Genomic DNA, 12724 nt, shown 5'->3' with positions numbered 1-12724 from the left:
TCATTCGGCTCCCTCCTTGATGCGGCTGTATTCCTCTGCCGTGATCCGGACGAATCTCACCGTATCGCCCGCTCTCAAAAGACTCGGCGGATGTTCTTCCGGCCTGAAAAGCCGGAGCGGGGTGCTGCCGATCAGCTGCCAGCCGCCGGGAGTGGATATCGGATACACACCGGTCTGCATTCCCGCGATTCCTACTGAACCGGCCGGGATGGACGGCCTTGGTGACGCCTTTCTCGGCGCTCTGATCCGCTCAGACATTCCTCCCAAAAACGGAAATCCCGGCGCAAATCCGAGCATATAAACGAGATATTCGCCTTCAGTATGAATGCGGATGACGTCTTCCGGGGTCAGATCGTTCATCTCAGCGACCTCTTCTAAATCAGGACCGAAATCACCGCCGTAGCAAACGGGGATTTCCATCACCCGGCGCTGTTCTTTGCGGTCGGTCATTATATGGCTGAGACGTTCTGTCACTTCTTTCTTGACCAGGGCAAAAGGAGAAACGCCTTTTTTTATGTTTGAGACGGCATACACATCATAAAAGATCGTTAAGCTTGTGAATGCCGGAATACATTCAACGAAGCCCGGAAACGGCCGTTCTTCCATACAGGCTGCCGCCGCATGCACCCGGCTGTTGACCTCTTCGCTGATGTGCCCGCCAAAGCGGATGATAACGGCGGAATCACCGTACGGCTGTATATCAAGCGCTGTATTTCCGCTATACTGCATCATTGTCATCACCTCGTTGTATTCTTTCTCACTTACAGGACAGCAAGCGATTCATTTCGTATATCGGTGATCAGCATGTGCCCCGGTGAATGTGTTATCACAATATCAGGCTTTGCTTCCATGATCACCGCCTGGGGTGTAACGCCGCAGGCCCAGAATACGGGAACTTCACCTTCCCGCACCGTTACGGCATCTCCGAAATCCGGCTGTTGCAAATCGCTGATACCGATGCTTTGCGGATTTCCGATGCGGACGGGGGCGCCGTGCACGGCGGGAAAACGTGACGTGACCTGCGCCGCGCGGACTGTAAGCCTTTCCGGAATCGGTCTCATGCTGACGACCATCTTTCCTGAAAATGGGCCCGCCGGAACACGGTCAATATTTGTTTTATACATGGGAACGTTCACGCCTTCATCGATGTGCCTGATTGGAATGTGCTGATTAATAAGGGCTTGCTCGAATGAAAAACTGCAGCCGATCAAAAACCCGACATCATCATCCCTCCAATACGGCGTAATATCCGTTACCTCTTCAGTAAGCACGCCATGCCGATAAATCCTGTATTTCGGAAAGTCCGTCCGGATATCAGCTCCCTGCGCAGCTATTGCCGGAACGGGTGAACCCGCATCCGTCACGTCAAGCACCGGACAAGGCTTTTGATTGCGCTGGCAGAATAAGAGAAAATCAAAGGCAAGATCCTTTTGCAAAACGACGAGATTGGCTTGTGCGTAAGAAGCGGCCATCCCCGCCGTCGGCCCGGTCATCTGCCCCTTCCTGATCAGCTGTCTGACTTCTTCGGGGCTTATGTCACTCATATTGTTTTTCATATCATCAGCTCCATAGCTGCGGCATTTGCGTGAATAATGTATAGATGCCCATAACCGCCATGACAACCACTACGATCGCCCCTGCAATCGTGAGCCAGATCGGATGCTTGTAATCGCCGACGATTTTTTTCTTATAAGCGCCCAACAGAATCATCGCTAATGCAAGCGGCAGAATTAAGCCGTTAAGCGAACCGACCGCGACCAGAATTTTGGCAGGCTGGCCGATCGTGACAAATATAAGAGTGGATACGATGATAAAACCGATAATTACGCCATGTGAGTGCTTTTCGATTTTTGTTGAAAATGATTTGAAAAATGATACCGATGTATAGGCGGCGCCGATGACAGACGTGATAGCGGCAGACCACATGATGACGCCGAAAATTTTATAGCCTACATTTCCCGCCGCAAGCCGGAATACAGAAGCCGCCGGATTATCAGGATCAATGCGCAGGCCCTTTGAGACGACGCCGAGCACGGCGAGAAACAGGGCAATCCGCATAACCGATGTAATCAGAACGCCTGTGATGGAGCTTTTCGTAACCTGAGGGATGACTTCTTTCCCTTGGATGCCTGAATCAAGCAAACGGTGACCGCCGGCAAATGTAATGTATCCGCCGACCGTGCCGCCGACAAGCGTCACGATCGCCAGCACACTGATATGATCAGGCATAAAAGTTTTCACAACGGCGTGTCCGACCGGCGGAGCCGTCGTTACGGCAACATACACCGTCAATACGATCATGACGATTCCGGCGATCTGCATAAAACGGTCCATGACTTTTCCGGCTTCCTTTATGACAAAAATCAGCACCGCGACCGCTGCGCTGATTAAAGCGCCGATCTCCGGTTTGATCCCAAATAATACTTGAAGACCGAGACCCGCGCCGCCGATGTTTCCGATATTAAACGCAAGTCCGCCGAGCATGACCAGAAAAGCAATGGCATAACCGGCGCCCGGAAGCACCATATTGGCAATCTCTTGGCCGCGCTTTCCGGAAACCGCGATAATCCGCCATACATTGGTTTGCGCGAAAATGTCCAAAATAATAGAAATTAAAATGATAAAGCCGAAGCTTGCCGCCAATGTATTGGTAAACGTGGCCGTTTGCGTCAGAAAGCCGGGCCCGATTGATGATGTCGCCATCAAAAATGTCGCGCCTAAAAGAATCGACCATTTGCCGGAAGCCTTTCCGGCTGTTTTTTTCTTTTGCTCCATGCTGTCTTCCTCCCTCTGCTGCTCAGTCTTTTGCAAGCGCGCTGATTTGAATGTCTGCCGCTTTTAATTCTTTTTTGATTGTTTTTGCGAATGTGAGGGCGTGGGCTCCGTCTCCGTGAATGCAGATCGTGTCCGCTTTCAGGCTTACAGCTTGTCCCTTACGTGATGTCACCGTGCTGTCTTTCACCATTTGAATCACTTGACCGACCGCTTTTTTGTCATCCTGAATCAGCGCATCCGGCTCTGAACGCGGCGTCAGCGTGCCGTCTTCCTGATAGGTGCGGTCCGCAAACACTTCGCTTGCCGTCCTCAGTCCGATTCGATCTCCCGCTTTAATCAGCTCGCTTCCGGAAAGCCCGAAAAGAATAAGCCCGGGATCAAAATGACAGACCGCCTGAGCGATGGCTTCTGACAGGCCGGGATTGACGGCGGCCATATTATATAAAGCGCCGTGCGGCTTCACATGCTGCATCTCGACACCTTCTGCTTTTAAAAACCCTGACAGCGCGCCGATTTGGTACAGCGTCAGATCATACGCTTCCTCGGGTGTAATCGCGATCTGCCGCCGCCCGAATCCCTGCAGATCGAACAGCCCGGGATGAGCGCCGATTTTCACGCCTTTTTCCGCCGCAAGCGCAACCGTTTTGCGCATCACGCTGGGATCACCCGCATGAAAGCCGCAGGCGATGTTTGCAGATGTCACATAATCCAAAATCTCTTCATCCAGTCCGATTTTATAAGCACCGAAACTCTCTCCTAAATCACAATTGATGTCAATCTGAAACATAAGATCCCTCCTGTATTGTAAACGTTTTATATTATTATCATTCCGCTATTCGGAATGACTATTCCGAATTGTTGAATTTCTCTTCATTATATTTAATTCTGACAGGTTTGAACATCCTTTTGTCAGAAAACCTACCATGGACCTAGTCATAAATCTGACAAAACAAAAAAAAGAGAGCCTCATACTGAGACTCTCTCTTTTTTCTATTATAACACCCAGTGGCAGATCGCTTTGGCGACCCCGTTTTCCGTGTTGACATCAGTCACCCAGTCAGCTGTTTCTTTCACAATGTCCTGCGCATTCCCCATGGCGACGCCGACACCCGCTTTTTCAATCATGGCAATGTCATTCAGACTGTCACCCATGGCCATCACATTTTCCATCGTGAAGCCGAGTTTTTCCGATACCTTCGCCAGCGCAGCCGCTTTGTTGATACCGAGGGCATTGACTTCGATGTTGATCGGGCTGGAGTTTGTGATCTCGAGCTCCTTGTATTCCTTGAGCTCTTTCAGCACCTCATTCCGCACTTCGTCATCCTCGATTTCGAATCCGAACTTGAGCCACTGATGATCCGTAATCGTTTCCGGGAATTCCCCTCTCCACACTCTATCGACGGTAGAGGCCCAGAAATTCGTGTTGTGCTTATTCCTCAGATCCCATAATTTTTGAATATGATCGGTATGAAGAAGCTTGCGCTCAACCAGCTCAAAGTTGGAATCCCAGATTTCGCTGCCGTTTGCCGTGATTAAAAAGGATGACAGCTCGAGAGACTCAGCCAGTTCGCGGCAGGTCATCAGCGTGCGTCCTGTGCTGATGACGACGTGAATTCCTTTCGCCTCCGCTTCCTTGATCGCCCGCCGGTTTTCCTCCGGGATGAGCTGCTCGTCATTGAGCAGGGTTCCGTCCATATCAATCGCGATCAGTTTAATATCTGCGTCTTCTCTTTGTATCGGCATATATGTACCTCACTTTTTATAATGTAGTCGTCTCTATTTTAATACATATGACCCACAGGAACAAAAAACCGCTTCCTGCGTTTGGCGGGGAGAACGTTGAGGAAAAGAAATATTGAGGTGATGGAGGATGAAAGAAAGAAAACAAAAGAACAAACCGAATGAAAATCCTGAACATCATGATTTAACCGATCCGATTCCGCTGGAAGAGCTGAAGGAAAACGCCAATGACGAAAAACACAAACATGACCAAAGGGACAATTCACAAAGTGAAAGAGATTATGATACAAAATAACACGCTTGTCCGAAAGCCGCCGCTGGAGGCGGCTTTTTTTACGATGGCTGGATAAATATGCTGAGTTCAGCTTCCGCCACAGGCTTCCCGGCAACGGACGCTTTCGCCCGGCCGAACACAAAACCGCGTCTGATTCGCGTGACCTCAAACAAAAGATCCAGACGGTCTCCCGGCAAAGCGGCACCTAACCTTTCCGCTTTCTTCACCGCGGATAAAAGACCGAGGCTGTCACCGCCGGTAATTCCCGCGCAAGCCGCCGTTTGGGCCATTGCTTCAACGACGAGCGAAAATGGCATCTCTCTTTGGGATTCAGTTATAAACCAGTCGTTTTCACTGATGTTTTTGTAAGCAGCCGCCCATTTTCCGGCTTCACTGTTCGTCGTGCCGTCAATTAAAAGAAACGGATAACGATGTGGCAATAGCTTCTGATTCATCACGCAGCCTCCCTTCCCTCTCATTATAACGCAAGAAAAAACCCGCGTCCCCCGACGCGGGTTCATTTTTATTGATTGAGCTTTTTGAGCACGATGCCGTGCAGCGCTTCATGCGGCTGAATACCGCAAATGTCTTGAAGAACGCGGCTCGTGCCTTTTTCCGCGATAAGCTTTTGCAGCTCAACCGCTTCCGGATCATCCTGATAGTCAAAGCGCAGGGCGGCGGCGATGCCTTCTGCCAGCGCGTTCGGTTCTTTTATTTTTTTGGCCGGCCCTACTAATCTGTCATTCGCTCCGAGTTTTCTGAGCGGTGATCTGGCAACCCTCGTCACATCATCCGTGATGTATTCATTTTCAAAGCGGCCGATGATTTTTTTCATGTACTGCTCGTGTTCGGATTGCTTAAAGCCGTACGCTTTCACCAAGTACTCGCCCGTTTCTGAAAGTGCATCGTACACGACACGCCGGATTTCCGGGTGGCCGATGGCCTCTTTGACGGTTTTTAATCCGCGCTGATAGCCGACGTACGCCGTAACGGCATGACCGGTATTGACGGTAAACAGCTTTCTCTCGATGAAAGGCGTAAGATCATCCGTAAACAACGCGCCTTTAAGTACCGGCTGGCCGCCGGCAAAGCCGGTTCTGTCTATGACCCATTCAAAAAACGGTTCTACGGATACTTTCAGCGGATCTTCATGGTGCTGAATCGGCACGATCCGATCTACCGCAGAATCCGGGAAGCCGACCGTCCGGTTCACGAGTTCCCGCTCCGCTTCCGTCAAATGTCCGAAAACTTCTTTTTTCAGAAAACTGCTGCCGCCGATCATATTTTCACAGGCAATGATATTGAGAGGCTCAGAGGACGTTCTGCGCTTCAGCCCTTCCGCGATGGACGGGGCGATGAGTCTGAGAACGTTCGGGCCCACCGCCGTCGTAATGATCGCCGCTTCATTGATCAGCCCGTACAGCTCTTGTTCTTGCACCGCGCTGTTGATGGCTGAAACGGGGCCGATGATTTCTGTCTGCCGGCCGCCGTCGGCAAGCTCCACGGTATATTCCTTCTTTTCATTGAGAAGGCTGACCATCGTTTCATTCACATCAGCGAAAACTACGTCATAGCCGGAATGATGGAGCAGGGCGCCGATAAAGCCCCGCCCGATGTTTCCCGCTCCGAAATGAAGGGCAATCATGTCAGTTCACCTCGCTGAAAATAGCGGCCAGTTCTTCTTCCGTCTTTGCACTGATCAGCCGTTCGATGTTTTCTTCCTCTGAGCAGATGATGGCGATGTTTGACAGGATGTCTAAGTGTTCATTGTTTTTTCCGGCGATACCGAAAACGACCTTTGCCGTATTGCCTTCACCGTATTCCACACCATCCGGAATCTGGATGACGGAAATGCCTGAATGAAGCACCTCATCCTTCGCATCTTCCGTGCCGTGCGGGATCGCGATGAAATTCCCCATAAACGTGGATGATGTTTCTTCACGTTCGAACATTTTTTCCACATAGCCGTTCTTCACGTAGCCGTTATCAATCAATGTCTGTCCCGCGAGGCGGATGGCATCCTCTTTTGAGTTCACCGTCTGGTTCAGTTTGATGTTCGCTTTAGCCAATACTTCCATGATGAAGATCCCTCTTTCTGTTTGATTAGTTTTTAAGCTTTTCAATCAGTTCATCGTATTTCGGGCTGTTCAAGAAATTATCAACCGAAATGTGCACCGCCTGCGGCAGCTTCGCTTTCGCGCGGTCAGTCAGGTCCTTATGCGTAATGACGATATCCGCGTCATTCGGCAGATTATTGATCGACGTATTTGTCACATCGATATCCAGGTCTGCTTTTTTCACTTTGTTTCTTAAAATGGAGGCGCCCATTGCGCTCGATCCCATACCCGCGTCGCATGCGAAGATAATGCGGCTGACTTGGTCAGCGGAAATATCAGCGGCGCTGTTTTCCGGCTCTTCCTCTTTGTCTGCCAATGCGGCCGCCGCTTCACTTTTCCTGCCTTTCATTTCCTGCATTTTTTCCGCCGCGGCTGTCAAATCTTCTTCGCCCGCTTTAGACGATTTCAGAATAAGCGCCGAGACGATAAACGATACGGCCGCGGCAACGATGACGCCCGCCAGCACGCCGAGATAGCTTCCTTTCGGCGTCAGCGCCAAAATGGCGATGATGCTTCCCGGAGATGATGCGGCGACAAGACCCGCGTTAAAGATCGAGAATGTAAGCAGTCCGCTCGCTCCCCCGGCGATCGCCGCGAGGATCAGCATCGGTTTCATTAAAATGTAAGGGAAATAGATTTCATGAATCCCCCCGAAGAAATGAATGATCGCCGCTCCCGGAGCCGTCGATCTTGAAGAGCCTTTCCCAAAGAACATATATGCCAGTAAAATACCGAGTCCCGGCCCGGGGTTTGCTTCCACTAAGAACAGAATGGATTTACCCGCTTTGGCGGCCTGCTCGATTCCGATCGGACTTAAAATGCCGTGGTTGATCGCGTTATTCAGGAACAGGACTTTCGCCGGTTCTACGAAAACGCTTGCAATCGGCAGCAAATTCGCGTGGACAATGACTTCCACACCTGCCGCCAGCAATTTGTTAAGAGACAGGACGACCGGGCCGATCGCATAAAATGCGATAATCGTCAGCACAGCTCCGATAATTCCCGCCGTGAAGTTGTTGATCAGCATTTCAAAACCCTGTCTGACTTTATCTTTAAACACACGGTCTAATTGTTTAATGAGATAACCGCCCAAAGGCCCCATAATCATTGCCCCTAAGAACATCGGAATGTCCGCTCCGACAATGACTCCGATGGCGGCCGTCGCTCCGACGACTCCCCCGCGGTGATCGTAAATCATTTTTCCGCCCGTATATGCGATTAAAAGCGGCAGAAGATACGTAATCATCGGGCTTACCAATGTATTCAGCTGCGGATTCGGAAACCATCCCGCCGGAATAAACAGCGCGGTGATAATTCCCCATGCGATAAATGCACCGATATTCGGCATGATCATACCGCTTAAATAACTGCCGAACCGCTGTATCTTCACTTTCATGCCAGCTTGCTGTTCTTGCTGCATGTTCATTCCCTCCCTGTTTGCTTGCCTTCAGATGAAAATAAATAAGACACGGGGTTTCTCTCTCTCCCCTGTGTCTTCATCATAAAACGCTTACAATCCCCATTCAATGAAAAGTAAAGAGGAGTTTGGCACAGAGACTGTGACAACTCCTTAACAAAAAAAAGACACCTCATCAAAGGTGTCTTACCGCTTTCTGTATATAATGTGTCCTTTAGTGACGACGAGTTTGGCAATGAGCCGCTCACTGACAATAAACACCGGATACGCACATACGAGCGCGAAAATGGCGGCCGGCACATACCGCGCTGCCGGAAACATCGGCATGACGGCGGTTCTGGCCATCTGCACAAGATAAATCAAAAGCACCGTGATCGCAATGGCCGCAGCCATAATCGGAGCTGATACTTTATATTCACGCAATTTCACATGGCAATGCCCGCACTGAAACTGGCACGGGATCATGGATGATCTGACCATGTCGCCTGTAATCGGCTTGCCGCAGTTCGGGCAGGTCGTTTCTTTCATGTTTATTCCTCCATTCAACTCTTCTATTATAACAGAGTCTGACTACGTCTTTTATATTTGTGATTGTTCAACATTTTTTCACATATTTTATCATCAGGCTCTTGTGTGCATTTGTGAAAACATCTACCCTTAGAGGGAGGTTCATCACTCATTCGCATAAAAAGGAGGATGCAGAATTGCTTCCGATTCACAGACAGCAAACCTTGCTTGAATGGCTGAAAGAAGAGGGCGCGCTGAAAATCTCTGACATAAGCGAGAGATTCGGCGTCTCCGAGATGACCGTGTACAGAGACGTCAATCAGCTGGCGGATGCAAACCGGATTATCCGGACACCCGGCGGCATTACGCTCCCTACCGCTTCAGAACGAAGCGCCAATCAATGCGGCTATTGCCTGCGGCCGATTCAGCATTCGTATTCTGTTCAGCTTATTACCGTTTCACAAGCCGTTGAGCAGATGTGCTGCATTCATTGCGCGATTTTGCGGTATGAGGATAAAAAGGAAGAAGTGTCCCACGTCATTTGTAAAGATTTTCTTCTCCAGACGACGCTGACGGCCGCTTCCGCATACTTTTTAGTCCATGCCGATATTGACCTTCACTGCTGCCGGCCTCAGGCGATTCCCTTCTCAACGCTTGATTACGCAGAACGGTTTCAAAAAGGATTCGGCGGGGTCATTTGCACCTTTGACGAGGCGGCGGACATCATCTTACACGACAGGCAGAAGGGATGCACCTGCAGCAAGACATAACAACAACCAACCGGAAGGCGGTGTCATCATCCATGAGACAGAACAAACGCTGGCTCATCTTTTTGCTGTTCCTTGTTTTGATTCCGAAAACAAGCTTCGCCCACGCCTACATCACAAACTCAAATCCGGGTGAGAACAGCGAATTAAAACAAGCGCCGAAGCAGATTGAAATTGAGTTTAATGAACAGATTGAAGAAGGCTTCCACTCCATTAAGGTCTATAATTCATCCGGCGAACGGGTCGATGCGGGCAAAACGGTGATTCAAAAAAATGATGCCCGCATCATGACCGCGGCATTGAAAAAAAATCTGCCGCATGATATTTACAGAGCGGAATGGAACGCGGTATCGGCCGACGGACATCCGGTATCCGGCGTCATCCCTTTCAGTATCGGAAAAGCCGGCGGAGAACTTCAGGAGCAGACATCATCGCAAGCGGCGCTTCATCCCGAAGCGGCCATCGACCGCGGTATTTTGTACACCGCTCTCTCCCTGTTTATCGGCACGGCTTTTTTCCATCTGTTTTGGTACAGAAATAATAAAGATTCATCAAAAGCAAAACGAACTGTAAAGCTGCTCGTGATTTCTTTATGTTTAACGGGGCTCGCGCTTATCTGCCAGCTCCCGATCCAGACGAAAGAAAACGCGGGCGGCGCTTGGAGCGCCGCGTTTCAGCCGGACTATGTAAAAGAAACGCTTCTGAAAACGGCAGGCGGGTACGTCTGGATGATCCAGATCAGCTTATTTATCCTGCTCGCCCTGTCCATGATCCCGCTGCTGAAGAAGAAAGCATTCCGGTCATTTGCGTACTGGACGGCGCCGCTGTTATTCTTCTTCGCTTCGCTTTTGGCAAAAGCATTCGCCGGGCATGCGGCGGTTATCGACGAAAAAGCGGTCGGCATCGCGATGGACTTTCTCCATTTATCGGCCGCGTCTGTATGGATGGGCGGTATCGCCGCGCTTGTGCTGCTTCTTTCATCAGAGTGGAGAAAACCCGATAAAACCATCGCTTGGGAAACGGTCAGACGGTTTTCTCCTTGGGCGTTCGCCTCTGTCGGTGTGCTGTTATTTTCAGGCGTGCTGAACGGATTTTTCATTATCCGCACGTTTGATTCACTCTTTCACACCGCTTACGGTAAGACGCTCCTTTTGAAAATCGGACTGTTTGTCATCATGCTTGTGCTCGGCGCCGTTCACGTATGGATGACGAAGTTCAGCAGAAAAAGGAGCATCAGCGCAACGATAAAGGCCGAATGGGCACTAGGCATTGCGGTGTTATTTACAACCGCCGTCTTCACAAGCCTGCCCAGTCCGCCGCCGCCTGCACCATTGCCTTTTAACGGCTCAGAAACGATCGGAAACGGGGAAACCCTGTCCTTGCACATTACGCCGAACCAGCCGGGTAAAAATGAATTTCAAGTCATTGTCACCGATCACAACGGCAGCTTGGTAAAAGACATTCAGCAATTTACGGTCACTGTTTACCAGACGGGCTTCAGCGGCAAACAGCATGAAAGCACCTTTGATTTGAAGAAGACGAAGGAAGGCACATTTGAAGCCGCCAACCTGTCCATCACCGAAAAGGGAAACTGGAAGATCAAAGTCCACGGGCTGACAAACGATTTTAATGAAATCAACCAAATATTCTCAACGACAAACTAAGGAGTGTATCTCATGTTGAAAAAAAAGGCTTTATTATTCATATCCGCCGTGACCCTGTCACTCGTCGGTTTTACGGCGACAGCAAGCGCCCACGTCTCAGTCAAACCCGCGGAATCCGCGGCCGGTTCTTGGGAAACGTACACGATGAAAGTGCCTGTGGAAAAGAATGAGCCGACAACGAAAGTCGTGCTGAAAATGCCCGCCGGCGTTGAATTTCAGCAGTATCAGCCGATTCCGGGCTGGAAAACATCCGTATCCAAACATGATGACAAAGCGGTCTCCGTCACTTGGGAAGCAAAGGACGGCGGCGGCATTCAGCCCGGCCAATTCCAGCAGTTCACGTTCGTTGCGAAAAATCCTGAAAAGAGCGGAGATGCCGCTTGGGACGCTTACCAATATTACAAAGACGGCAGCATTGTAGAATGGACGGGTGATGAGAAAGCCGACACGCCTCACTCGATTACGAAAATCACGAAATCGGCCAGCGTGACGGATGCGCACGGAGCTGAACAGTCAAACGAAGAAAGCAAATCCGGCGTATCAGCGCTTGATATTGCGGCCATCGTTCTGTCAGCTGCGGCGATTATCCTTTCCATCGCGGCGCTTGTAAAGAAAAAACGCGCGTAAGCAAAAAGCGATCCGGCTCTAAAGAGCCTGCGATCGCTTTTTTTCTTATCCGCGGCCTGCCTGGAATGACGGATATTTGGTCATTCCTCCGTCAGCAAACAGCGTAATGCCGGTCACGTAGCTTGATTCCTTCGAAGCAAGCCAGACGGCGACAGCCGCGATTTCTTCCGGCTCACCGATATATCCCATCGGAATCATGCTTTCCACATCTTTTCTCTGAACGGGATCCGCAAATTTTTCCGCGTTGATCGGCGTATTGATGGCTCCCGGTCCGATATTGTTAACACGGATGCGCTTCGGCGCGTACTCAAGCGCCAGCGTTTCCGTCATCAATTTGATGCCGCCTTTACTCGCCGCGTAGTGAACAAACAGCGGCCATGGAATCATTTCATGTACGCTTGACATGTTAATGACGTTTCCTTGAATATCATTCTCTACGTAATATTTAATGGCTTCGCGGCTTCCTAAGAAAGCGCCGGTCAGATTGGTATTGATGACTTTGTTCCAGTCTTTGAGCGGCATTTCATGCGACTGAACCGGATTTTCCATGCCGGCGTTATTGATCATGACATCCAATGTGCCGAATTCCTTCACCGCGGTCTGCACGATGTTTTTGACATCTTCTTCTTTTGTGACGTCTCCTTGAACGATGACCGCTTCGCCTCCCGCTTTTTGAATCTCTTCTTTAACGGTTTGGGCGTCTTTTTCATTACTATAGTAGTTAACCACGACTTTCGCCTGCTCCTGTCCGAAGCGGATCGCCATCGCTTTTCCTAATCCTGATGAAGCTCCCGTAATGGCAACGACTTTTCCTTTTAAATCCGTGTACATGTTCA

General features: G+C 50.1%; 15 protein-coding genes. 4 read left to right on the top strand and 11 right to left on the bottom strand.

Annotated elements, in window-relative coordinates:
• The 5 genes from pxpB to OTK50_RS17190 form a co-directional block, all read right to left on the bottom strand.
• Positions 1–732 (bottom strand): 5-oxoprolinase subunit PxpB, encoded by a 732-nt coding sequence (gene pxpB, locus OTK50_RS17210; RefSeq protein WP_266121978.1) that lies wholly within the window; start codon positions 730–732, stop codon positions 1–3.
• A gap of 29 nt (positions 733–761) precedes the next feature.
• Positions 762–1556: a putative hydro-lyase gene (locus OTK50_RS17205; protein ID WP_266121977.1), complete on the bottom strand. Its 795-nt coding sequence runs from the start codon at positions 1554–1556 to the stop codon at positions 762–764.
• A 4-nt stretch (positions 1557–1560) separates the two neighbouring features.
• On the bottom strand, positions 1561–2775 hold the full coding sequence (locus OTK50_RS17200) for an NRAMP family divalent metal transporter (RefSeq protein WP_082998980.1): 1215 nt from the start codon (positions 2773–2775) through the stop codon (positions 1561–1563).
• Between the two features lie 22 nt (positions 2776–2797).
• Positions 2798–3562 (bottom strand): 5-oxoprolinase subunit PxpA, encoded by a 765-nt coding sequence (locus tag OTK50_RS17195; protein ID WP_266121976.1) that lies wholly within the window; start codon positions 3560–3562, stop codon positions 2798–2800.
• Positions 3563–3768: 206 nt separating this feature from the next.
• Positions 3769–4518 carry a Cof-type HAD-IIB family hydrolase gene (locus OTK50_RS17190; RefSeq protein ID WP_266121975.1) on the bottom strand — a complete coding sequence of 250 codons (750 nt, stop codon included), beginning with the start codon at positions 4516–4518 and terminating at the stop codon, positions 3769–3771.
• A 127-nt stretch (positions 4519–4645) separates the two neighbouring features.
• On the opposite strand from OTK50_RS17190, the gene OTK50_RS17185 reads away from it, so the two are divergent.
• On the top strand, positions 4646–4810 hold the full coding sequence (locus OTK50_RS17185; protein WP_003156294.1) for a hypothetical protein: 165 nt from the start codon (positions 4646–4648) through the stop codon (positions 4808–4810).
• A 38-nt stretch (positions 4811–4848) separates the two neighbouring features.
• Here OTK50_RS17185 and OTK50_RS17180 read toward each other — a convergent pair whose 3' ends face one another.
• From OTK50_RS17180 to OTK50_RS17160, 5 genes are all read right to left on the bottom strand, one after another.
• A complete protein-coding gene (locus tag OTK50_RS17180; protein WP_032872906.1) occupies positions 4849–5244 on the bottom strand; it encodes a 3-hydroxyacyl-ACP dehydratase FabZ family protein in 396 nt (131 codons plus the stop codon).
• A gap of 68 nt (positions 5245–5312) precedes the next feature.
• A complete protein-coding gene (locus OTK50_RS17175; protein ID WP_101669998.1) occupies positions 5313–6434 on the bottom strand; it encodes a mannitol-1-phosphate 5-dehydrogenase in 1122 nt (373 codons plus the stop codon).
• Between the two features lies 1 nt (position 6435).
• Positions 6436–6867 carry a PTS sugar transporter subunit IIA gene (locus tag OTK50_RS17170; protein ID WP_012116817.1) on the bottom strand — a complete coding sequence of 144 codons (432 nt, stop codon included), beginning with the start codon at positions 6865–6867 and terminating at the stop codon, positions 6436–6438.
• A gap of 25 nt (positions 6868–6892) precedes the next feature.
• Positions 6893–8332, bottom strand: a complete 1440-nt coding sequence (locus OTK50_RS17165; protein WP_014720723.1) for a PTS mannitol transporter subunit IICB — start codon at positions 8330–8332, stop codon at positions 6893–6895.
• A gap of 177 nt (positions 8333–8509) precedes the next feature.
• On the bottom strand, positions 8510–8851 hold the full coding sequence (locus OTK50_RS17160) for a hypothetical protein (RefSeq protein WP_003156306.1): 342 nt from the start codon (positions 8849–8851) through the stop codon (positions 8510–8512).
• 176 nt (positions 8852–9027) lie between these two features.
• Between OTK50_RS17160 and OTK50_RS17155 the strand changes: the two genes are divergently transcribed.
• From OTK50_RS17155 to OTK50_RS17145, 3 genes are read left to right on the top strand one after another with little or no spacing between them, the layout of a single operon-like run.
• A complete protein-coding gene (locus OTK50_RS17155; protein WP_082998976.1) occupies positions 9028–9600 on the top strand; it encodes a DeoR family transcriptional regulator in 573 nt (190 codons plus the stop codon).
• 32 nt (positions 9601–9632) lie between these two features.
• On the top strand, positions 9633–11261 hold the full coding sequence (locus OTK50_RS17150) for a copper resistance CopC/CopD family protein (protein ID WP_266121974.1): 1629 nt from the start codon (positions 9633–9635) through the stop codon (positions 11259–11261).
• 12 nt (positions 11262–11273) lie between these two features.
• Entirely contained in the window at positions 11274–11888 is a 615-nt protein-coding gene (locus tag OTK50_RS17145) for a YcnI family protein (RefSeq protein WP_007609430.1), read from the top strand.
• A gap of 45 nt (positions 11889–11933) precedes the next feature.
• Here OTK50_RS17145 and gdh read toward each other — a convergent pair whose 3' ends face one another.
• Positions 11934–12719 (bottom strand): glucose 1-dehydrogenase, encoded by a 786-nt coding sequence (gdh, locus tag OTK50_RS17140; protein WP_007609424.1) that lies wholly within the window; start codon positions 12717–12719, stop codon positions 11934–11936.
• Between the last annotated feature and the right edge of the window lie 5 nt (positions 12720–12724).

It is taken from the genome of Bacillus sp. NEAU-CP5, assembly GCF_026420705.1.
GTDB classification, from domain to species: Bacteria; Bacillota; Bacilli; order Bacillales; family Bacillaceae; genus Bacillus; species Bacillus velezensis.
This window is presented reverse-complemented; position numbering and strand designations above follow the sequence as displayed.

Bases quoted from the DNA above. Each gene is read 5' to 3' on its own strand.
- OTK50_RS17145 (WP_007609430.1), top strand. From the start codon at position 11,274: ATGTTGAAAAAAAAGGCTTTATTATTCATATCCGCCGTGACCCTGTCA.
- OTK50_RS17160 (WP_003156306.1), bottom strand. From the start codon at position 8,851: ATGAAAGAAACGACCTGCCCGAACTGCGGCAAGCCGATTACAGGCGAC.
- OTK50_RS17175 (WP_101669998.1), bottom strand. From the start codon at position 6,434: ATGATTGCCCTTCATTTCGGAGCGGGAAACATCGGGCGGGGCTTTATC.
- pxpB (WP_266121978.1), bottom strand. From the start codon at position 732: ATGATGCAGTATAGCGGAAATACAGCGCTTGATATACAGCCGTACGGT.
- OTK50_RS17195 (WP_266121976.1), bottom strand. From the start codon at position 3,562: ATGTTTCAGATTGACATCAATTGTGATTTAGGAGAGAGTTTCGGTGCT.
- OTK50_RS17180 (WP_032872906.1), bottom strand. From the start codon at position 5,244: ATGAATCAGAAGCTATTGCCACATCGTTATCCGTTTCTTTTAATTGAC.
- gdh (WP_007609424.1), bottom strand. From the start codon at position 12,719: ATGTACACGGATTTAAAAGGAAAAGTCGTTGCCATTACGGGAGCTTCA.
- OTK50_RS17150 (WP_266121974.1), top strand. From the start codon at position 9,633: ATGAGACAGAACAAACGCTGGCTCATCTTTTTGCTGTTCCTTGTTTTG.
- OTK50_RS17170 (WP_012116817.1), bottom strand. From the start codon at position 6,867: ATGGAAGTATTGGCTAAAGCGAACATCAAACTGAACCAGACGGTGAAC.
- OTK50_RS17165 (WP_014720723.1), bottom strand. From the start codon at position 8,332: ATGAACATGCAGCAAGAACAGCAAGCTGGCATGAAAGTGAAGATACAG.
- OTK50_RS17205 (WP_266121977.1), bottom strand. From the start codon at position 1,556: ATGAAAAACAATATGAGTGACATAAGCCCCGAAGAAGTCAGACAGCTG.
- OTK50_RS17185 (WP_003156294.1), top strand. From the start codon at position 4,646: ATGAAAGAAAGAAAACAAAAGAACAAACCGAATGAAAATCCTGAACAT.
- OTK50_RS17200 (WP_082998980.1), bottom strand. From the start codon at position 2,775: ATGGAGCAAAAGAAAAAAACAGCCGGAAAGGCTTCCGGCAAATGGTCG.
- OTK50_RS17190 (WP_266121975.1), bottom strand. From the start codon at position 4,518: ATGCCGATACAAAGAGAAGACGCAGATATTAAACTGATCGCGATTGAT.